Source organism: Domibacillus sp. F004, from assembly GCF_057814295.1.
The window spans coordinates 23,039-42,598 of the sequence record NZ_JBVATB010000001.1 but is presented as its reverse complement, the minus strand read 5'-3'; the positions used below and the strand labels follow the sequence as shown (position 1 = coordinate 42,598).

19 protein-coding genes and 1 riboswitch are annotated in these 19,560 nt (G+C 42.6%); of the genes, 7 read left to right on the top strand and 12 right to left on the bottom strand.

All coding sequences use genetic code 11. The annotated features are described in order from the left end of the window. Positions 1-2: 2 nt before the first annotated feature. Positions 3-551: an RNA 2',3'-cyclic phosphodiesterase gene (thpR, locus tag ACZYRN_RS00315; RefSeq protein WP_488909512.1), complete on the bottom strand. Its 549-nt coding sequence runs from the start codon at positions 549-551 to the stop codon at positions 3-5. Between the two features lie 127 nt (positions 552-678). On the opposite strand from thpR, the gene cysK reads away from it, so the two are divergent. After that, the gene (gene cysK, locus ACZYRN_RS00310) at positions 679-1,611 is read left to right on the top strand and encodes a cysteine synthase A (protein WP_488909511.1); all 933 of its coding nucleotides are present in this window, start codon (positions 679-681) and stop codon (positions 1,609-1,611) included. A 48-nt stretch (positions 1,612-1,659) separates the two neighbouring features. Here the strand turns inward: cysK and pepV are convergent, their stop codons facing one another. Beyond that, on the bottom strand, positions 1,660-3,081 hold the full coding sequence (gene pepV, locus ACZYRN_RS00305) for a dipeptidase PepV (protein WP_488909510.1): 1,422 nt from the start codon (positions 3,079-3,081) through the stop codon (positions 1,660-1,662). A 328-nt stretch (positions 3,082-3,409) separates the two neighbouring features. Here pepV and ACZYRN_RS00300 point away from each other — a divergent pair, with 328 nt between their 5' ends. Further along, entirely contained in the window at positions 3,410-3,631 is a 222-nt protein-coding gene (locus ACZYRN_RS00300) for a DeoR family transcriptional regulator (protein ID WP_018394194.1), read from the top strand. Between the two features lie 54 nt (positions 3,632-3,685). Here ACZYRN_RS00300 and ACZYRN_RS00295 read toward each other — a convergent pair whose 3' ends face one another. Then, positions 3,686-4,396, bottom strand: a complete 711-nt coding sequence (locus ACZYRN_RS00295; RefSeq protein ID WP_488909509.1) for a pseudouridine synthase — start codon at positions 4,394-4,396, stop codon at positions 3,686-3,688. A gap of 20 nt (positions 4,397-4,416) precedes the next feature. Beyond that, a complete protein-coding gene (locus tag ACZYRN_RS00290) occupies positions 4,417-6,039 on the bottom strand; it encodes a putative polysaccharide biosynthesis protein (RefSeq protein ID WP_488909508.1) in 1,623 nt (540 codons plus the stop codon). Between the two features lie 120 nt (positions 6,040-6,159). On the opposite strand from ACZYRN_RS00290, the gene ACZYRN_RS00285 reads away from it, so the two are divergent. Further along, a complete protein-coding gene (locus ACZYRN_RS00285) occupies positions 6,160-7,413 on the top strand; it encodes a BaiN/RdsA family NAD(P)/FAD-dependent oxidoreductase (RefSeq protein WP_488909507.1) in 1,254 nt (417 codons plus the stop codon). Between the two features lie 57 nt (positions 7,414-7,470). Here the strand turns inward: ACZYRN_RS00285 and ACZYRN_RS00280 are convergent, their stop codons facing one another. Continuing rightward, on the bottom strand, positions 7,471-7,776 hold the full coding sequence (locus tag ACZYRN_RS00280) for a rhodanese-like domain-containing protein (RefSeq protein WP_488909506.1): 306 nt from the start codon (positions 7,774-7,776) through the stop codon (positions 7,471-7,473). Positions 7,777-7,794: 18 nt separating this feature from the next. Then, complete coding sequence (leuS, locus tag ACZYRN_RS00275; protein ID WP_488909505.1) at positions 7,795-10,206, bottom strand: leucine--tRNA ligase; 2,412 nt, start codon at positions 10,204-10,206, stop codon at positions 7,795-7,797. A 255-nt stretch (positions 10,207-10,461) separates the two neighbouring features. Between leuS and mnmL the strand changes: the two genes are divergently transcribed. Next, entirely contained in the window at positions 10,462-11,424 is a 963-nt protein-coding gene (gene mnmL, locus ACZYRN_RS00270; protein ID WP_488909504.1) for a tRNA modification radical SAM protein MnmL/YtqA, read from the top strand. Then, positions 11,421-11,993 carry a tRNA 5-(aminomethyl)-2-thiouridylate-methyltransferase MnmM gene (gene mnmM / locus ACZYRN_RS00265; RefSeq protein WP_488909503.1) on the top strand — a complete coding sequence of 191 codons (573 nt, stop codon included), beginning with the start codon at positions 11,421-11,423 and terminating at the stop codon, positions 11,991-11,993. Before mnmL ends, mnmM begins: the two co-directional genes overlap by 4 nt. A 129-nt stretch (positions 11,994-12,122) precedes the next feature. On the opposite strand, the gene ACZYRN_RS00260 is transcribed toward mnmM, so the two are convergent. Both ACZYRN_RS00260 and ACZYRN_RS00255 read right to left on the bottom strand, forming a co-directional pair. Then, positions 12,123-13,196: a tetraprenyl-beta-curcumene synthase family protein gene (locus ACZYRN_RS00260; protein WP_488909502.1), complete on the bottom strand. Its 1,074-nt coding sequence runs from the start codon at positions 13,194-13,196 to the stop codon at positions 12,123-12,125. 9 nt (positions 13,197-13,205) lie between these two features. Next, positions 13,206-14,015, bottom strand: coding sequence for an alpha/beta hydrolase (locus ACZYRN_RS00255; RefSeq protein WP_488909501.1), 810 nt, complete (start codon positions 14,013-14,015; stop codon positions 13,206-13,208). Between the two features lie 105 nt (positions 14,016-14,120). Between ACZYRN_RS00255 and ACZYRN_RS00250 the strand changes: the two genes are divergently transcribed. Further along, on the top strand, positions 14,121-14,633 hold the full coding sequence (locus ACZYRN_RS00250; RefSeq protein ID WP_488909500.1) for a gamma carbonic anhydrase: 513 nt from the start codon (positions 14,121-14,123) through the stop codon (positions 14,631-14,633). A 63-nt stretch (positions 14,634-14,696) separates the two neighbouring features. Here ACZYRN_RS00250 and metK read toward each other — a convergent pair whose 3' ends face one another. Further along, on the bottom strand, positions 14,697-15,893 hold the full coding sequence (gene metK, locus ACZYRN_RS00245; RefSeq protein ID WP_488909499.1) for a methionine adenosyltransferase: 1,197 nt from the start codon (positions 15,891-15,893) through the stop codon (positions 14,697-14,699). Between the two features lie 120 nt (positions 15,894-16,013). Beyond that, positions 16,014-16,124, bottom strand: a riboswitch (SAM riboswitch). Positions 16,125-16,451: 327 nt separating this feature from the next. Between metK and pckA the strand changes: the two genes are divergently transcribed. Next, positions 16,452-18,035: a phosphoenolpyruvate carboxykinase (ATP) gene (pckA, locus tag ACZYRN_RS00240; RefSeq protein WP_488909498.1), complete on the top strand. Its 1,584-nt coding sequence runs from the start codon at positions 16,452-16,454 to the stop codon at positions 18,033-18,035. A gap of 39 nt (positions 18,036-18,074) precedes the next feature. Here the strand turns inward: pckA and ACZYRN_RS00235 are convergent, their stop codons facing one another. The 3 genes from ACZYRN_RS00235 to ytkD are packed head-to-tail and all read right to left on the bottom strand — an operon-like array spanning position 18,075 to position 19,554. Further along, on the bottom strand, positions 18,075-18,317 hold the full coding sequence (locus tag ACZYRN_RS00235; RefSeq protein WP_488909497.1) for a DUF2584 domain-containing protein: 243 nt from the start codon (positions 18,315-18,317) through the stop codon (positions 18,075-18,077). Beyond that, a complete protein-coding gene (locus ACZYRN_RS00230; protein ID WP_488909496.1) occupies positions 18,317-19,084 on the bottom strand; it encodes an alpha/beta hydrolase family protein in 768 nt (255 codons plus the stop codon). Before ACZYRN_RS00230 ends, ACZYRN_RS00235 begins: the two co-directional genes overlap by 1 nt. Continuing rightward, positions 19,081-19,554, bottom strand: coding sequence for an RNA deprotection pyrophosphohydrolase (gene ytkD / locus ACZYRN_RS00225; RefSeq protein WP_488909495.1), 474 nt, complete (start codon positions 19,552-19,554; stop codon positions 19,081-19,083). Before ytkD ends, ACZYRN_RS00230 begins: the two co-directional genes overlap by 4 nt. Between the last annotated feature and the right edge of the window lie 6 nt (positions 19,555-19,560).

Below are 19,560 nucleotides of genomic sequence, written 5' to 3'. Positions count from 1 at the left end.
GATTAGTCCTCTCTCGTTTCATTTAACAAGTATGACCATTTTTTTGTATATTTAGGGTTTTCCAAATGATTGGTTTCATACAAAGCCACTTCCTTGATAATAAAATCCTTCCATCCTGGCGCAGCAACAGGTTTATATGGCATATCTCCGTTCCACTTTCTTGCTGTCGTTAAATGAGGGCAATATGGCCTTTTATCAAGTTTAAACCCCGCTTTTGTGCAAACATTCACAGTGATCGACTGCAAGCGGTACAATTCCTCCGGTTCGTCTGTACCTATCCAGAAAACTCGAGGTGATGCTGGCAAACCAAAGGTAGAAAAGGTAGTGAGCTTTAATGGAAATGAGGAGATCACTTTTAACGTTTTTTCCAGCTCTATACATACTTCTTCAAGTAATCGTTCTTCTGCATTCCCTATAAACGCTAATGTGATATGATAATCTTCCGGATGTGTAAATTTCTTAAAAGGAAAGCGGCGCTGCTTCATCTCATGAAAAATAGTTTTTTTCATCTCGTCGGGTATTACAATCGCGAAAAAATAATGCGGTTTCATTTTCTCCCCCTGAATCTCTCTTAATTTAATAAAAAGTGCATAATATTTCCACTTTTAATCATTGTATATGGATTGGATTTATTTGAATGATATGATTTAATAAAAGATATAGAAAGGATGACTTTTAATGAAAGTAGTTCATACTATTGCAAATTTGATTGGCGATACACCTGTCGTCAAATTGCAGCGTCTGTCGCCTGAACATGGAGCGGACGTATACGTAAAATTAGAATTTTATAACCCAAGCAGAAGCGTAAAAGATCGGGCTGCTTATAATATGATAATGGAAGCAGAGAAATCAGGCAAATTGGCGCCTGGTGCGACCATTATTGAACCGACAAGCGGTAACACTGGCATTGGCATTGCGATGAATGCTGCAGCACGGGGGTACAAAGCCATTCTCGTTATGCCTGATACGATGACGAAAGAACGAATCAATATTTTAAAAGCATACGGCGCCGAAGTTGTGTTAACACCTGGCGATAAAAAAATGATGGGGTCGATCGAAAAAGCGAAGGAATTAGCAAAAAATATTCCCGGCAGTTATATTCCAATGCAATTTGATAATCCTGCAAATCCAGACGCTCATCGCGACACGACCTCAGCTGAAATTATCGATGCAGTTAATCAAATTGGCAAGAACTTCGCTTCATTTATTGCGAGTTCTGGAACAGGCGGCACCATTACAGGGACGGGCGAAGAGTTAAAAAAAGTATACCCAGAAATGACGGTTCATGTCGTCGAGCCTGCAGGATCTCCTGTACTATCCGGCGGCAAGCCTGGCAAACATAAACTTATCGGCACGAGCCCCGGCTTTGTTCCTAAAACACTAAACACAGATGTATACGATTCGATTTTTAAAATTGAAGATGATGATGCCTATACGATTACACGCCGCTTAGCGGCAGAAGAAGGCATTTTAGTCGGTCCTTCTGGAGGTGCGACATGTTTTGCTGCTATCCAAGTGGCAAAAACATTAACGAAAGACGACATCGTTATCTGTATCGCACCTGATACCGGTGAACGCTACTTAACAACAGACGTTTTCCATTATAACTAATAGAGGAGATCCCCTTTTCACTGAAAAGAGGGGATCTTTTACTATACGTCATGTTTGCTCTTTCTTGCCTGCTAGTTCTACTATCGCTCGCGCATATATCGCCGCAGCTTGAAATAAGTCTCCTACAAAAGCGTATTCATCTTTTTGATGGGCGACATCTGGACGCCCCGGAAACAGCGCACCGAATGCAACACCTGTTTTCAACGCCCGGGCGTACGTTCCGCCGCCAATTGACAGCAGTTCCGCTTTTTTGCCTGTCTCTTCTTCATATACATTCTTCAATGTTTCAATAAACGGATCATCCGGTTGTACATAATGAGGTTCACTGTTCGATATAACAGAAAGTTCCGCTTTTTCTGTTTGAATCCTCTTTTTCAGCTTTTGTATTTCTTCATTAAACAAAAATGATACCGGATAGCGTACATTTATGCCAATTTGAGCTATCCTCTCTTTTTCATAACGAAAAATGGCTGCATTTACAGTTACGTCCCCCATTTCACTATCAGTCGCCGCGATCCCAAGTGCCCGCCCGCGCGTGTCACCTTCAAAATAACGGATCATAAAATTAATATAAGCGAGAGAAGCTGCATCAAGATGCTGATTGCTCAAAAACCGGGCTAACGTGAGCGCTGCATTCTGTCCCCGATCCGGCTCCATGGCATGCACAGATGTTCCTTTCATTTCAAGAACGACAATACCGTTTTCAATATGGTAATTCCCCTCAAGATTGGACTCCTTTATATATTCTGTGTAGTTTTGTAAAAATAGTGTATGATTTTGATCAATTAATAACGAAACATGGGCTAAATCTGGTACCATATTGTACCTTTTTCCTGATTTAAACGCTATCATCGTAACGGCCGAGGTATCTGGCACTGGCAATGGGAGATCGATCTGCACATCAGCAATTCCTTTTTCCGCGAAAATAATAGGAAAATCAGCGTCCGGAGCAAATCCAACACTTGGCATTTCCTCCGTTTTAAAATAACGCTCAACACATTGCCAGTCACTCTCTTCATCGGTGCCAATAATCATCCGTACTCTTTTCTCAAGCGGAATCTCCAGTTCTTTTACGATTTTCATCGCGTAATAGGCTGCCATTGTTGGTCCTTTATCGTCAATAGCTCCCCTGCCGAATATTTTGCCTGATTCGAGTTCTCCAGCAAACGGTTCACGGGTCCAGCCGTCCCCTGCCGGTACAACATCTACATGGCATAATAGCCCAACCAATTCATCCCCTGAGCCTATCTCTAAATGACCGGCCACATTTTCTATGTTTTTTATGGTGAATCCGTCTTTTTCAGCAAGTGATAGCATATAATCGAGCGCTTTTTTTACTTGATTTCCAAATGGTGCTTCTGGTGTCCCTTGCTCGTCTTTAACACTTGGAATTTGAATGAGTTTTTGAAGATCAGCTATAAATCCGTCACGCCGCCTCATTATTTCCTCCATCCAATTTATATTATTCACAGCAATTCCTCCTTGTTTTTATTTTACAACGGAATGTATTAACAAACCAACTTCAGTTTTATTCATTAAATTGTAAATTTTCTGAACATATATTTACAATGAGTGTTATTTTCCGATTAAAGGCATAATATCATTAAAAAAGAGTAAACAAAGTGTAAATTCAGCCTTTTTTTCTAGCAAAATAAGTATAAATACAGTACACTTTAATTGTCAGACACTTTACACTATTATGCAAAGGAGATGTCTGAGACATTTTACTATAATGAGTAAGATCATTTGCTGCCGTCTGTTGTGATGCCTCAGGGAAAAAAGATGAGGGAGTGGTTTTTTGAAACCGACTACAAATCGGATGCTAAATCGCATTAAATCTGTCTACATGTATATTAAAGAAAACGGTACTGTGACCACACAGGATATTGTAGATGAGTTTGGCATCACCCCACGCACCATTCAACGCGATTTAAATGTACTGGCTTATAATGAGCTCGTCTTTAGTCCAACACGCGGAAAATGGACAACGACAGAAAAAAAGGTGAGAATGACATCGTAATGTACCCCTTTCATACTAAAAAAACGGCTGCCTCTGATACGGGCAGCCGTTTTTTTATTTTCCTTTTAAGATAGATACTTCTTTTTCAGTCAATTCCCTATATTCACCGAGCTCAAGTGATTCATCCAGTAAAAGGGGTCCCATTGATAAACGTTTTAAGTACAGCACTTCTTTACCAACCGCTATAAACATGCGCTTTACTTGATGGAATTTCCCTTCTGTAATGGTCAGTTCGATTTCAGATTCGGCCCCGTCCGATAAAATGACAAGTTCAGCCGGCTTCGTTACGTAGCCATCTTCCAATGTCACACCTTTAGCAAAAGCATGCACATCTTCCCCCGTTACATCTCCTTTTATTTGAGCATAATACGTTTTCTTCACATGTCGCTTCGGTGAAAGCAGGCTATGAGACAATTGTCCATCATTCGTAAGCAAGAGCATGCCCTCTGTATCTTTATCAAGCCGTCCAACCGGATGCGGGTCGAAATGTTTGTGAGATTCATCAAGTAAATCAATGACCGTTTCATCATGTTTATCTTCTGTTGCTGAGATAACCCCACCGGGCTTATTCATCATTAAATAAATAAATTCACGATACTGTACAGGTTCGTCAAAAAAACGAACATCATCCACAGCCGGGTCCACATGGATTTTTGCATCCTTGACCATCAATCCATTTACAGTCACCCCGCCGTCTTTAAGCAGTTTTTTTACTTCTTTCCTGGTGCCGACTCCTGAATTCGCAAGCATTTTATCAAGACGCATCTTTTCCCTCTTTTCTATAATTAAGCTTTTTTCAAGCGCAGTTTTCGTTTTATTCCATCTAAGCGGGAGCCGAACAATGCATCTAAAAGCCCTAACTTGCTGCTTAAGGCAAAATAGACAATCGCTCCTGCAACTCCGCAAATAATAATAATTAAGAAAGACGGCCACATGGAAGCTGGAGAAAGAACAAGTGAAAGCAAACGATATAGACCGAGTACAACAAGGGACATCACCACATTTAACAGAACAATCAAGCTGACTTTTTTCCCAATCGACTGAAATGAATAGCCGGCAAAATAACGAATAACAATTAAGTTAATTATAATCGATGACGCAAATCCAAGCGCTGTTGCATAAACAGCTCCTTCTGTTTCAAACATTTTTATAAGCGGGATATTCAATGAAAGTTTTACTAAAAGACCTGTCAGCAAACTTAAAATGGTAAATCGCTGCTCATTGATCCCCTGCAAAATGGCTGCTGTAACCGAGAAGAGCGCAAATAATATCGCCACTGGTGCATAAACACGCAATACATCTGTCCCAAGTTCACTATGAGCATAAAATACGGAATACAGCGGTTCTGCCAGCAGCGCAATGCCGATCGCCGCCGGTATCGTTAAGAACAGCAACACTTCAAATGTTTGATCAAGCTGCCGTTTCACTACAGCCTGATCACCTTTTACAAATGAACTCGTTACCATCGGCACAAGCGTCATCGCAAAAGCAGTCGCCAATGAGACAGGGATAATAACTAATTTTTGTGTACTAAAGTTCAATACACCAAATGCCGCAACGGCCTGATTCTCTAGGCCAATTTCTGACATGGCCCTCGAAAAGGTCACTTGATCAACGAGCTGATAAAGCGGAATCGCAATACCGACAAAAATAAATGGAATGGCATAAAGGACAATCTCTGAATACATGCCGTACAATGAAACATCTGTCTGCCCTTTGTCTTTTTTCAACAATTCATCTAAATGCTTTTTCCGCTTGAAAAAATACCAGAATAAAACGAGCAGACCGAAAATCGCTCCAATAAACGCGGCAAATGTTGCCACGCTGATTGCGGTAACAACGGAGCCGCCCATTAAATGAATGACAACGTATGCACCAGTAAGCAAAAAGGCGATACGGGCGATTTGCTCCACAACCGTCGATACAGCGGATGGTCCCATTGATTGATGTCCTTGGAAAAAACCGCGCATTATACTCATAAATGGAACGATGATGAGCGCAAAACTTACAGCACGAATGACCGTCGTCACTTGTTCAACTGTATAGACTTGCTCATTATCTGGAATAGACAATTCCGCAAAAAATGGTGCAAATACATACATAATAAGAAAAGCGGCAAACCCCGTCAGTATCATCAATAAAAGGCCTGACTTAAAGAGCTTTCGCCCGACTGCATATTCTTCAATCGCATTATATTTTGCTATGTATTTCGATACAGCAAGCGGTACACCCGCTGTTGCAATGCTAATAAATATTGTATACGGCACGTAGCCGTAGCTATACAAAGCAGCCGCTTCTTCTCCACCTATAATTTTATAAAATGGAATGACATAAAAAAGACCAAGAAACTTGGAAATGAACGTTCCAAGCGTTAAAATGAACGTTCCGCGTATTAAATTGGATGACATCGTTTAATCCCTCATTCTTAAAAATAGAGCAACAATTATTAGTGTAACTCTTTCGTTTGTTTCTGACAATTTTTTTCACGTCTGCTATAATGAACAAAGTTTAAATTAGGAGATGACGTTATGTACGACGTAATCGTTGTAGGCGGCGGGCCAGCCGGGCTAATGGCGGCTATTGCGGCCGGACGCGCGGGTGCACGCACACTATTAATTGATAAAGGAAAAAAACCAGGCAATAAACTGCAAATTTCTGGCGGGGGCCGATGTAATGTAACAAATCGGCTGCCGGTAGAAGAAATCATTCGCCATATTCCGGGCAATGGACGATTTTTATACAGCGCCTTTTCTGTCTTCAGCAACGAAGACATTATCCGTTTTTTCGAAAATCTAGGTGTAAAATTAAAAGAAGAAGATCATGGCCGCATGTTCCCTGTGTCCAATCGAGCACAGGATGTCGTTGAAGCACTGCTTAATGAATTAAAACGTCTTCGCGTCGATTTACGGCTTGAATCACCTGTGAAAAAATTAGTCATGAATGACCAGCGAATAATGGGTGTCCGGCTCCAATCCGGTGAAGAAATTCGCGCCGGAGCGGTTATCCTCGCAACAGGAGGCAAAGCGGTTCCGCAAACTGGATCAACAGGCGACGGATATCCGTGGGCTGAACGAGCCGGCCATACTATAACGGAGCTTTTTCCAACAGAAGTACCCATCACATCAAAGGAATCATTTATCATCAATCGATCCATGCAAGGGCTGGCGCTTCGCGACGTTGGATTATCCGTTCTAAATAAAAAAGGCAAAGCGATCGTCACGCACCGAATGGATATGCTCTTTACGCATTTCGGATTATCCGGCCCTGCAGCCCTTAGATGCAGCCAATTCGTCGTAAAAGAATTAAAAAAAAATGGCTCTCCTGTCTACATGTCCATCGACGCATGGCCGGATCGGAATGAACATGAAGCAGGCATTGAAATCCGCAAATCTTTAAAAGAAGAACCTAAAAAAGCAATAAAAAATAGTTTGAAAAGCCTGCTCCCGGAACGTTATTTACACTTTTTGCTTGAACGTGCAAACATTGATTTAGATACGCCTGGCAATCAAGTGGCAGACAACGCGATTCGCGAACTCGCTTCCTTGATAAAAACATTTAAACTAGCCGTCAATGGCACATTGCCGCTTGAAAAAGCATTTGTTACCGGCGGCGGTGTATCAGTGAAAGAAATCGAACCGAAAACGATGGCTTCCAAAAAGAAAACCGGCCTCTTTTTCTGCGGGGAAATTATCGATATTCATGGCTACACAGGCGGCTATAACATTACTTCTGCATTGATTACGGGTCATATTGCCGGCACGAATGCCGCCAAGCTTAAGTAAATGATAAAATCTAAAAAAAGGCTGTGCGAAAAAAATCGCACAGCCTCTTTTTCTTTTTTATTTCGGTGCTGTTTCACCTGTATACTCCAGCATGCCGCCTATCATATTTACTGCTTTATAGCCATTTTCGATCAAATAGCGCGACACATTTTCGCTTCGCATGCCGGAACGGCATATGATAATATATTCTGTTTCTTTATTGAGGCGGTCCAAATTTTGAGGAATTGTGCCCATCACAATATGTTCAGCTTGTGGAATCATGCCTTCTGCTACTTCTGTATCTTCACGTACATCAATCAGTTCAACGTTTTCTCCGCTTTCAACCTTTTGTCGTACTTCTTCTGCTGTAATCGTTGGAATCATTTTTATCACCCTTTCTCATTAATTAGCAACAACGTTGACCAGTTTTCCTGGAACGGCAATCACTTTACGTATCGTCTTGCCGGCAAGATCTTCCTTGAACTTTTCATCCATCAGTGCCATCTCTTCCATCTGTTCCTTCGTTGCATCTTTTGAAACCATTAATTTCATTCGTAGTTTTCCATTTAACTGAACCACGATCTCGACTTCGTCATCGATTAACTTCGATTCATCAAATGTTGGCCATTCTTCATACGTTATCGTTTCATTATAGCCGAGCTTTTCCCACAATTCTTCTGCCAAATGGGGTGCAAGGGGCGCCAACAATTTTACAAAGCCAGACGCAAAATGAACAGGGATCGTTTCCGCTTTATTCGCTTCATTTACAAATACCATCATTTGTGAAATCGCTGTATTAAAATGAAGACTATTATAGTCATCTGTCACCTTTTTCACCGTTTGATGGTACACTTTTTCAAGTTCTGTGCCGCTTTCTGTTACTTTTTTCGTTATCGTTCCATTATCTGTTACGAACAAACGCCAAATTCGATCAAGGAACCGGCGCGCACCGTCAATACCCGTTGTACTCCATGCAACAGAAGCGTCTAACGGCCCCATGAACATTTCATATAAACGCAGTGTATCTGCTCCGTGACTTTCAACAATTTGGTCCGGATTCACAACGTTTCCTTTTGATTTACTCATTTTTTCATTGTTTTCACCGAGAATCATTCCTTGGTTAAACAACTTCTGGAACGGCTCTTTCGTATGAACTACACCTAAATCATATAGTACTTTATGCCAAAAACGCGCATACAGAAGATGAAGAACGGCATGTTCTGCACCGCCGATGTAAATATCAACTGGCAGCCATCGTTTTAATTTTTCCGGATCCGCCAGTGCTTCCGCATTATCCGGATCGATAAAACGAAGATAATACCAGCAGCTTCCTGCCCATTGCGGCATTGTATTGGTCTCACGGCGTCCTTTTTTACCGGTTACCGGATCAACCACATTTACCCATTCTTCAATGATGGCAAGCGGTGATTCCCCCGTACCCGATGGACGAATTTCGGTTGTTTTAGGCAAGACGAGCGGCAATTCTGATTCTGGAACGGCTGTTGATGTCCCATCCTCCCAGTGAATAATGGGAATCGGCTCACCCCAATAACGCTGGCGACTGAATAGCCAGTCGCGCAGGCGATACGTCACTTTTTTCGTGCCGACTCCTTCTTTTTCAAGCCACCGGATCATCGTTTGAATGCCGTCTTCTTTATTTAAACCATTCAAAAAGTCGGAATTCACATGCTTGCCGTCGCCTGAATAAGCTGCTTCTTCAACATTTCCGCCAGCTACGACTTCCGTAATCGGCAGTTCAAATTTCTTCGCAAATTCATAATCCCGCTCATCGTGCGCAGGAACGGCCATAATCGCTCCGGTTCCGTATGTGATTAATACATAATCAGCAATCCAGATCGGCATTTTTTCACCATTAACTGGATTGACTGCATACGCCCCCGTGAAGACACCGGTTTTATCTTTTGCAAGATCTGTACGCTCAAGATCACTTTTCATTTTGACTTGATTTATATATGTTTCAACCGCTGATTTTTGTGCCGCTGTCGTTATTTTATCAACAAATGGATGTTCCGGCGCAAGTACCGCATACGTTGCGCCAAATAAGGTGTCGGGACGCGTCGTGAAAACCGTGAACGTCTCATCGTATCCATCGATGGCAAATGTTACTTCCGCCCCTTCAGAGCGTCCGATCCAGTTGCGCTGCATTTCTTTAATGCTTTCCGGCCAATCAAGCTCGTCTAAATCTTCAAGTAAACGATCCGCATACTTCGTAATTTTCAGTATCCATTGACGCATTGGACGGCGCTCGACCGGATGGCCGCCCCGCTCTGATTTTCCATCAATCACTTCTTCGTTCGCCAGTACTGTCCCAAGCGCCGGGCACCAATTCACTGGTACTTCATCTACGTACGCGAGATCTTTTTTATACAATTGCAAGAAAATCCATTGCGTCCATTTATAATAATTGGGATCAGTCGTGTTAATTTCGCGGTCCCAGTCATAGGAGAAACCGAGTGATTTAATTTGACGGCGGAAATTATTAATGTTCTGCTCCGTAAATTCAGCAGGATCATTACCTGTATCAAGTGCATACTGTTCCGCTGGAAGGCCGAATGCATCCCAGCCCATTGGATGAAGGACATTGTATCCCTGCATGCGTTTGAAGCGGCTTAAAATATCAGTTGCTGTGTAGCCTTCTGGATGCCCAACGTGAAGCCCTGCGCCAGATGGATAGGGAAACATGTCTAGTGCATAAAATTTCGGTTTTTCCGGTTCTTCGTTCGTTTTAAATGTTTTATTCTGCTCCCAGTATTGCTGCCATTTCTGTTCAATTTGCTTATGATCGAAATTCATTCGTTGAACCTGCCTTCCATCTTATGTAATCTACAAATGAAAAAACCCCCGCCCCAAAATATGGGACAGGAGAGAATTGTCTCTTCCTGTGGTACCACCCAATTGTGATTGTACGCGTTGAGTAAACCGGACTGCACCATCCGCCGGCTCTCTTCATTATAAACCTTTAACACCCATTGTAAAAAAATTTCGGTTAATATGCAAGCGCATTTTACCAGGGGACCCGGTTCATGTTAAAATTTTATCCGAGGAGAGATGATCATGACAAATCCGTTTCCATACGCAAGTGACGATAAGCGTTACCATACATGGAACTATCATTTACGTGAGCATTTTGGCCATAAAGTGTTTAAAGTGGCACTTGACGGAGGCTTTGACTGCCCAAACCGTGATGGTACTGTCGCGTTTGGGGGCTGTACATTTTGCAGCGCAGCCGGTTCCGGTGACTTCGCCGGCGATCGGGTGGATCCGCTTGAAAAACAATTTCACGACATAAAAGCTAAAATGCATCAAAAATGGAAAGACGGCAAATATATGGCCTATTTTCAGGCATACACTAACACACATGCGCCTGTTCAGGTGCTTCGTGCGAAATACGAACGTGTACTCGAGCAAGAGGACGTTGTCGCATTATCGATTGCAACACGTCCAGACTGCCTGCCTGAAGATGTCGTGGACTATTTAGCCGAACTAAATGAACGCACTTATTTATGGGTGGAACTTGGTTTGCAAACGGTGCATGACCAAACAGCCCAATTGATTAATCGGGCACATGACTTTCAAACTTATATTGAAGGTGTTGAAAAACTGCGGAAACACAATATTCGTGTCTGCTCCCATCTTATAAATGGCCTTCCGCTTGAAACACCCGAAATGATGATGGAAACCGCTCAGGCAGTAGCTGATTTGGATGTACAAGGAATTAAAATTCATTTGCTGCATTTATTAAAAGGAACGCCTCTTGTAAAACAATACGAAAAAGGATTGCTTAACTTTTTATCATTCGATGACTATGTTCATCTCGTATGTGATCAACTTGAAATTTTACCGCCAGAAATGGTCATTCACCGCCTCACAGGTGATGGGCCCATCCATTTAATGGTCGGGCCGATGTGGAGCGTAAACAAATGGAAAGTTTTAAATGCGATTGACGCTGAACTCGTCCGGCGTGGCAGCTGGCAAGGTAAATGGTACAATAAGGCCGTGTTGCAGCTATGACACTGGATGGCATTTTACCATTTGCTCGAATTCTGCTTGAAAAAACGATATCTTCCGGCAGTTTCGCTGTCGACGCTACAGCAGGCAACGGGCACGATACCCTCTTTTTAGCGAATCTCGTTGGCAAATCTGGACACGTTTTCTCATTCGATGTGCAGGAACAGGCGATTAACCATACAAACGAACGATTGAAACAGGCGTATATTTCAAACCGTGTATCGCTTTTTCATGCCGGGCATGAGCAAGCAGCAAAGCTCATCTCAGCTGACTATCATGGCCGACTGTCCGCGGCTATTTTCAACCTTGGCTATTTGCCAAAAGGAGACAAATCAATCGTCACAAAACCCGATACAACAATTGAAGCGGTGCAGCAATTATTTAGGATGCTGAAACCAGGCGGTGTTATTGTGCTCGTCATTTACCACGGGCATGAAGAAGGCGCTGCTGAACGCGAAGCAGTCGTTTCATTCGCAGAAACGTTGGATCAAAAACAGGCTCACGTCATGCGGTATGAATTTATCAACCAGGCTAACAACCCGCCATTTATCATCGCAATCGAGAAGCGGTGAGTTCGATGATCAAAAAGCCCGTAGACATGAGGGGCAGTCCCATGAGTGTCTACGGGCTTTTTTTGCATGAATGGGCAGTGAGGCAGTTACTGAAGATGTTTCACTATATTTTGAAACATAAAAAACCGGTTACTCTGATTTGTACATTTTTCGAATTACTCTATACATTCGCCAATTCCAGTAAAAGAAAATACTCGAAAACCCCGCTGTATGAACGAGCTTTCGGCACTGGTTTTGTACACTTTTCTTTTTAGTTGCTTTTTCTTCTGACAAATAAACGGCTACAATCCCTTCAATTAAAAAAGAATGAAACCGTGCATGAGGAAGCAATTCTGTTCCTTTTTTCGCTTGCTGTAAAAAGTACAAAAATCGATCCATCATCACCGATTCATTTTCATAATATGTACAAAAATTCAGCTCGCCATCCTCCAGATCTTCTTCTTGATCGATAAAATAATCAAGTAAAATATGGATGCCTTGACCGAATGGAAAATAGCAGTCACGTATCATTTTAGCATATGTTGGCGTAAATACAGGTCCCATTGCACATGACATTAAGCAGTACACCCCAACTGTTGAACCGGTGCAAGCAGAAAATTCATACCACGTCATCTCCGGCAAATTTTCTTGATAGCTTTCAAACCAGCGGATCAGGCGTTCTTCCCGTTCTTCTTCTCGTACATGCTTATGAATTTGCAATTCACTGTAATACTGGCTTAATTCGAGCACATACGGCTTTGCTGACGAAAAAGACGGAGTGTTCGCAACAATACGCCGGCACCCTTCAACGAGTGCGTTTAAGTAGTCCCCATCGTCCTTCGTCTCGCGAAAACGGTAATAGTCCCTTTTGGCCTCGCCTGGAAAGAAACAGTCGTGCAGCGCTTCATGAAGCGCTGCAAAATCATCCGGGTTAAAGGACGTTGTCTGATCGCACAAATTATCAAGATAATCACAGATGAGCTGATACGGAACAATAAATGCAATGGCATCTGCTGATTTTTCATCTGCAAGCATGGAAATAATACCACCGGCTTCACAGTGAAAATACTTTTTTTCATATACGTCCATTGCTTGCTGACGAAGCTCTGGGTCGGGGATGCGTTCCGCTAGCTCTTTCCATTTACTCCATTCCGTTTTTACTGCTGGATAAATATTTTTATATGCTTTTCGCATTAATAATACCGAATTTTCAGGGACATTCATTAAGTTACCTCACTTTTCAATAATAAAACCAAGTGCGCGCAGACGATTATGAACAAAATCAATCGCATAACGAAACACATCTTCCCGCTCTGGTTCGTTAAAAATTTCATGATACAATTCAGGCCATTCTTTATACTGCAGCTCCGATACATTGATTTTTTTCGCAAATACGCGAACAGCATTGCTATCGACTATTTTATCATCACCAGCCTGCATAATAAGATGAGGAGTGTCGGGTATTTCACCGGGTCCGGCAGCAACCATTTTAATTGCCTGGATGACTTCACGATACCATCTAACAGACACTTTCCGCACAAACAGTGTATCTTCCTTATCAAACGCCCGCACTTCTTCATTCCTTGTCGACATCTCTACAGTAATACCCGAGTCAAATTTCAGCGATGGTGTCACAGTGTTAAGCCCATGTGACATCATGTTTAAATGCTTTGATGGTCCATGTTTCATTTTAAACAGCGGTGATGATAATATGACACCTGCAAGTTCAGGCTTCTGTTCCTGCAAATAACGAGTAACAATCAGCCCCCCCATGCTGTGACCGAATAAAAAAACCGGCACATCAAACTGATAGGCTGCATTCACCCAGTCAGAAACTTCATTCGTATATTCAGTAAAGGACGAAATGTGACCGCGCTTGGCACGTGATGTCATTCCTTGTCCAGGCAGGTCGCCCATCACAACATTAAACCCATTCTGCCGCCACATTTCAATAAGCCAGCCATAACGGCCATGATGTTCAAGTGCACCGTGTACGATGACAATCACACCTTTTGGCCGCCCTTCACATTCCCATTTCCACATAGTTGCTCTCCCCTTCAAAAACAACAATCGTTTTTTCTATTATACAAATCTTTTGGCTTTCGATAAAATAAAACGGTGCATATCCATAAAGAAAGGAGTTACAAGATGATTTATCCTTATAAAGACAAAGAACCAGAAATTGCAGAGTCTGCTTTTATTGCAGATCATGTTACCATTACCGGTGATGTGATCATTGGCGAGGAATCAACGATCTGGTACAATACTGTTATCCGCGGCGATGTGGCCCCGACTGTAATCGGAAATCGGGTCAATGTTCAAGACAATTCGGTCTTACATCAAAGTCCGAATAACCCGCTCATAGTAGAAGATGATGTAACGGTCGGCCATCAAGTTCTTTTGCATAGCTGTAAAATTAGAAAAGGTGCACTGATTGGCATGGGGTCTATTATTTTAGATAATGCCGAAATTGGTGAAGGTGCGTTCATCGGTGCTGGCAGCCTCGTTCCGCCCGGCAAAATCATTCCGCCGAACACAATGGCATTTGGCCGTCCGGCTAAAGTTATTCGCGATGTGACTGAGGTGGATCGTAAAGATATGGAACGAATCGTCCGTGAGTATATAGAAAAAGGACAATATTATAAATCTATTCAAAAATGACATACAGAATACACGAACAAAAAAGACGGCCTGAAAGTCAGTGACTTTTGGGCCGTCTTTTTATTATTTTGCTTCTGCTTTCAAAAGCTCAGCTTTATCTGTACGTTCCCATGGAAGATCCACGTCTGTACGTCCAAAGTGACCGTACGCCGCTGTTTGACGATAAATAGGACGGCGCAGATCAAGCATGTTAATAATTCCTGCTGGACGAAGGTCAAAGTGTCTGCGAATTAAGTCTACAAGAACTTCTTCTGAGACTATACCTGTTTCAAATGTGTCAACCGCAATAGATACCGGTTGTGCCACACCGATTGCATAAGCAAACTGAACTTCACATTTATCCGCAAGACCCGCAGCTACGATATTTTTCGCCACGTAACGAGCTGCATAGGCGGCCGAACGGTCTACTTTCGTTGGATCTTTGCCAGAGAAGGCCCCTCCGCCATGACGAGCGTATCCGCCGTACGTATCAACAATGATTTTACGGCCTGTTAAGCCCGCATCCCCCTGCGGTCCGCCAATTACAAAGCGGCCTGTCGGGTTAATAAAGAATTTGGTTTTACTATCCATCAATTCAGCCGGGACAACTTCATTAATGACCTGTTCACGAACTTCTTTTTGAATTTGCTCAAGTGTAATTTCCGGATGATGCTGAGTCGAAATAACGATTGTATCAACACGAACTGGCTGACCAGCTTCATCATATTCAACCGTTACCTGCGTTTTTCCATCAGGACGAAGGTAGTTAAGCACTTCCTCTTTACGCACCTGTGTCAGACGACGTGCAAGTTTATGTGCTAATGAAATAGGCAATGGCATTAATTCCGCTGTTTCGTTACATGCGTAACCGAACATTAACCCTTGGTCACCTGCACCGATTTCGTCGATCTCTTTATTCGTCATCTGGCCTTTACGCGCTTCGAGTGCTACGTTGACACCTGCGGCTATATCAGGTGACTGTTCATCAATCGATGTCAATACACCAGCTGTTTCGTAATCAAATCCATATTTTGCTCGAACATAGCCAATTTCTTTTATCGTTTCACGAACGATTTTTGGAATATCTACATAAGATGAAGTCGTAATTTCTCCGGCGACGAGTACGAGCCCCGTTGTGACAGATGTTTCTGCTGCTACACGAGCATTCGGGTCTTTGTCAAGAATTGCATCAAGAATCGCATCAGAAATTTGGTCACAAATTTTATCCGGATGTCCTTCCGTTACAGATTCTGATGTAAATAGACGACGCTGTTTTGTCATGAAAAAGTTCCTCCTTTAAATCAGTATGTGTACGGTACTCATATTCCCCCGATGATCCGAAAAATAAAAAAACTCTCCCGGCATAGAGAGAGGAAAGGTTGTTTTTTCTCGGGCCTTTCACTCTTATCGTCCAAGGTTGATCCTTGCTCAGGTTTAGCACCTTTTCCGCGTTTTATACGGCAGGTTGCTGGGTTTCACAGGGCCTGTCCCTCCACCGGCTCAGGATAAGAGTATCCGTTCAAATGTCAATGTTACGAAAGATCATTCATCATGTCAACCCGTTTCCCCTAGAAATAAAGATAAAAGACATGTGTCGGATTATTTATCAGAGAAAAACACGCTGTATAATCCCTGTGACCTGGTAAAAGGAAACGTTATATGATCCAATATTGCTCTTTCCTATTAATATAGTACAATGATTCAATCGTTAAAATTAAAAAAACGCATTGGGACAAAAAAAGTTCCTCAATTAGTATAGACTATTAATCTTAATGTGTTATACTATTTTTAACTTAACTATAACACACCTAAAACTTTGAAAAGGATGGTCGTACAAATATGAATTCTCTAACTGTTTCCAACGAAATCGGTGAACTGCTGAAAGGCTCAAATGTATTACAACAGCCTTCTGTACCTGTGCTTGTAGAAAAGGTACTTAAACGCGGTGAAGGGCTTTTAACTGCATCCGGCGCGGTTTGTGCTGAAACAGGCAAATATACAGGACGCTCCCCAAAAGATAAATTCACGGTCGAAGAAGCGTCTGTAAAGAATAAAATCGATTGGAACTCAAACCAACCGATCTCTGAGGAAAAGTTTACTAACTTGTACGAGAAAGTCCTCCGCCATTTAAAAGAAAAAGATGAACTGTTTGTTTTCAACGGCTTTGCTGGCGCAGACCATAGACATCGCCTGCCCATTCAAGTCATCAATGAATACGCATGGCATAACCTGTTTGCTCACCAATTGTTCATCCGGCCGACAGAAGAAGAACTTCGCACGCATGAAGCAGGATTTACAGTATTATCCGCTCCAACATTCCAAGCAGACCCTCTTGTGGATGGTACTAATTCCGAAACATTCATCATTATTTCATTTGAACAGCGCATTGTATTAATCGGTGGAACAGAATATGCGGGAGAAATGAAAAAATCAATCTTCTCGGTGATGAACTACCTTTTGCCGGAAAATAACGTATTGTCTATGCACTGCTCAGCAAATGTCGGCTACGAAGGTGATGTTGCCCTGTTCTTTGGTCTTTCCGGCACAGGCAAAACGACGCTTTCTGCTGATCCAAACCGGCGCTTGATCGGTGATGATGAGCATGGCTGGTCTGCAAACGGTGTGTTCAATATTGAGGGCGGCTGCTACGCAAAAACAATCGGCTTAACCCGTGAAAAAGAACCACAAATTTACGATGCGATCCGTTTCGGTTCCGTTCTCGAAAACGTTATCCTTGATCATGATACACGCATTCCAGATTATGCTGATAACTTGTTAACTGAAAATACACGTGCTGCTTACCCGCTTCAAGCAATTGATAATATTATTGATCCAAGCGTCGCGGGTCATCCACACACAATTATCTTTTTAACAGCTGATGCATTCGGCGTTTTGCCTCCAATCAGCAAGTTGTCAAAAGAGCAGGCGATGTACCATTTCTTGAGTGGATACACATCAAAACTTGCTGGTACAGAGCGCGGCATTACAAGCCCAGAAGCAACATTCTCAACATGCTTTGGCTCACCTTTCCTTCCGCTCCCTGCAACTGTGTATGCAGAAATGCTTGGTAAAAAAATTGACGAGCATAACGTGCAAGTATTCCTTGTGAACACAGGCTGGACAGGCGGCGAATATGGAACAGGACAACGCATGAAGCTTTCATACACACGTGCGATGATTCAGGCAGCACTTGAAGGAGAACTGAATAATGTTGAAACCTATACAACAAAAGTATTTGGTCTTCATATTCCCGTTCATGTACCAGGTGTTCCAGACGATGTATTAATTCCACGTAAATCATGGGCTGATCAAGATGCATTCATGGTCAAGGCGCAGGAACTTTCTGCTAAATTCCGTGATAACTTTAAAAAATTCACTGGTGTTCCTTCTGACATTGAAACACTTGGCGGACCTAAAATGTAAAGATAAACCCCTCCTGATAAATGGGAGGGGTTTTTTATCTTAATTCGTTGATTTCAATGATAAAAGCGTATACGTAATAGTTGTCTTATCCTTTTGCCATTCTACTTTTTCAATAAGTGCTGTCCCGCTTTGTTCACTGTCTTTCATTTTGTATACGGCTATCGGAATATCAATTGGATACAGACGGTAGCCGTTCTTTGTTAGCACAAATCTATTTTCCTCTTCCCGCTTTTCATTTCCTTTCGTGACAATCATCGTATTTAATTCCATTGGCATACCCATTATACATTCCCCTCCCCTTTTTCTTTCATCCATGCCGCAATTTCCCCGACAATTTTGCGGTTTACTGCAGGCGGTATGTAATGGTCATACTCGTTAAAATATAATGTGTCTGCCCCCTTCAACTTTTTTTCAAGACGGTATGCATGCTCGATCGACACATTGTCATCAAGTCGCCCGTGGATGATAAATACAGGAGCTGTTATTTTCGCAGCTTCATTTAGCGGCGTGCGCCATTCGTATTGCTCAGGCACTTTAGTCGGACTGCCGCCTATGACACGTTTCATCATTCTGCGCATATCGCTTCGTTCCTCATAGGTTAGAACCATATCCGATACACCGCCCCAAGTTACTAGCGATGAAACCGGTCTGTGAATGGCCGTTAAGATCGCCATAACCCCTCCTCTTGAAAACCCGAATACGTGAACACGCCCCTTTTTCACACGTTCATTTTTTTGCAGCAAGTCAAACCCGGAAAATGCATCTTGACGATCCTCTCCCGCAAAATCTTCATTTCCTTCACCGCCCCGATTACCCCGGTAAAATGGCGCAAAAACAATAAATCCTTCTGCTGCAAACTCTGCTATGCGGGCTGGACGTACCATGCCAACACTTTTAATGCCACCGCGCAAGTATAAGAGACCGTCATGCTGTTCATCGTCCAACGGTTCTGCTAGAAACCCTTTGACGCGCAGTCCGTCTGCTTCATACACAACCGTATATAGACGCACATGCGGATTTGGCGACGGATATGGTGTACGCTTTATCATAAAAGTCCTTTCCTTTCCAGCTCACGGAATGAGCAGGCGATTACATCGTCTTTCATTAAAAAAGAATAGAAATCCTCAAAACGCGCATGCAATAAATCTGCCGTTTCATTGTATGGGCCATCCGTTTCCAAATAGTCTTCTTTCTTCTCTATATCCATTATATGTGCAAAAAAAACCGCTTTTAGAAACGGTTTTTTTGGATCGTGGACATAATACTCTCCTATAAAGTGCAATTCGGCAACGCGGGCACCAGTTTCTTCCCATACTTCCCGGCGTGCCGCCTCTTCCAGCGTTTCATCTTTTTCCTTTTTTCCTCCAGGAAATTCAAGACCACGCTTCCGATGTTTTGTTAACAACCAGCCTTCCTTATACCGACAAATAATAAAGACATGCGTCGGTGACTCCCTGAAAGCACCGCGCTCAAATGTCATATTGACAGAAAATCCATTTTTGTCTATAAAAGTATGCATCCATGA

What these genes read in the sequence shown, in the direction of transcription:
- ACZYRN_RS00260 (WP_488909502.1), bottom strand. Translation starts at nt 13,196, where the DNA reads ATGAATGTCCCTGAAAATTCGGTATTATTAATGCGAAAAGCATATAAA.
- pckA (WP_488909498.1), top strand. Translation starts at nt 16,452, where the DNA reads ATGAATTCTCTAACTGTTTCCAACGAAATCGGTGAACTGCTGAAAGGC.
- cysK (WP_488909511.1), top strand. Translation starts at nt 679, where the DNA reads ATGAAAGTAGTTCATACTATTGCAAATTTGATTGGCGATACACCTGTC.
- ACZYRN_RS00235 (WP_488909497.1), bottom strand. Translation starts at nt 18,317, where the DNA reads ATGGGTATGCCAATGGAATTAAATACGATGATTGTCACGAAAGGAAAT.
- ACZYRN_RS00255 (WP_488909501.1), bottom strand. Translation starts at nt 14,015, where the DNA reads ATGTGGAAATGGGAATGTGAAGGGCGGCCAAAAGGTGTGATTGTCATC.
- mnmM (WP_488909503.1), top strand. Translation starts at nt 11,421, where the DNA reads ATGACACTGGATGGCATTTTACCATTTGCTCGAATTCTGCTTGAAAAA.
- metK (WP_488909499.1), bottom strand. Translation starts at nt 15,893, where the DNA reads ATGACAAAACAGCGTCGTCTATTTACATCAGAATCTGTAACGGAAGGA.
- ACZYRN_RS00290 (WP_488909508.1), bottom strand. Translation starts at nt 6,039, where the DNA reads ATGTCATCCAATTTAATACGCGGAACGTTCATTTTAACGCTTGGAACG.
- thpR (WP_488909512.1), bottom strand. Translation starts at nt 551, where the DNA reads ATGAAACCGCATTATTTTTTCGCGATTGTAATACCCGACGAGATGAAA.
- ACZYRN_RS00285 (WP_488909507.1), top strand. Translation starts at nt 6,160, where the DNA reads ATGTACGACGTAATCGTTGTAGGCGGCGGGCCAGCCGGGCTAATGGCG.
- ACZYRN_RS00295 (WP_488909509.1), bottom strand. Translation starts at nt 4,396, where the DNA reads ATGCGTCTTGATAAAATGCTTGCGAATTCAGGAGTCGGCACCAGGAAA.
- ACZYRN_RS00230 (WP_488909496.1), bottom strand. Translation starts at nt 19,084, where the DNA reads ATGATAAAGCGTACACCATATCCGTCGCCAAATCCGCATGTGCGTCTA.
- leuS (WP_488909505.1), bottom strand. Translation starts at nt 10,206, where the DNA reads ATGAATTTCGATCATAAGCAAATTGAACAGAAATGGCAGCAATACTGG.
- ACZYRN_RS00280 (WP_488909506.1), bottom strand. Translation starts at nt 7,776, where the DNA reads ATGATTCCAACGATTACAGCAGAAGAAGTACGACAAAAGGTTGAAAGC.
- ACZYRN_RS00250 (WP_488909500.1), top strand. Translation starts at nt 14,121, where the DNA reads ATGATTTATCCTTATAAAGACAAAGAACCAGAAATTGCAGAGTCTGCT.
- mnmL (WP_488909504.1), top strand. Translation starts at nt 10,462, where the DNA reads ATGATCATGACAAATCCGTTTCCATACGCAAGTGACGATAAGCGTTAC.
- ytkD (WP_488909495.1), bottom strand. Translation starts at nt 19,554, where the DNA reads ATGCATACTTTTATAGACAAAAATGGATTTTCTGTCAATATGACATTT.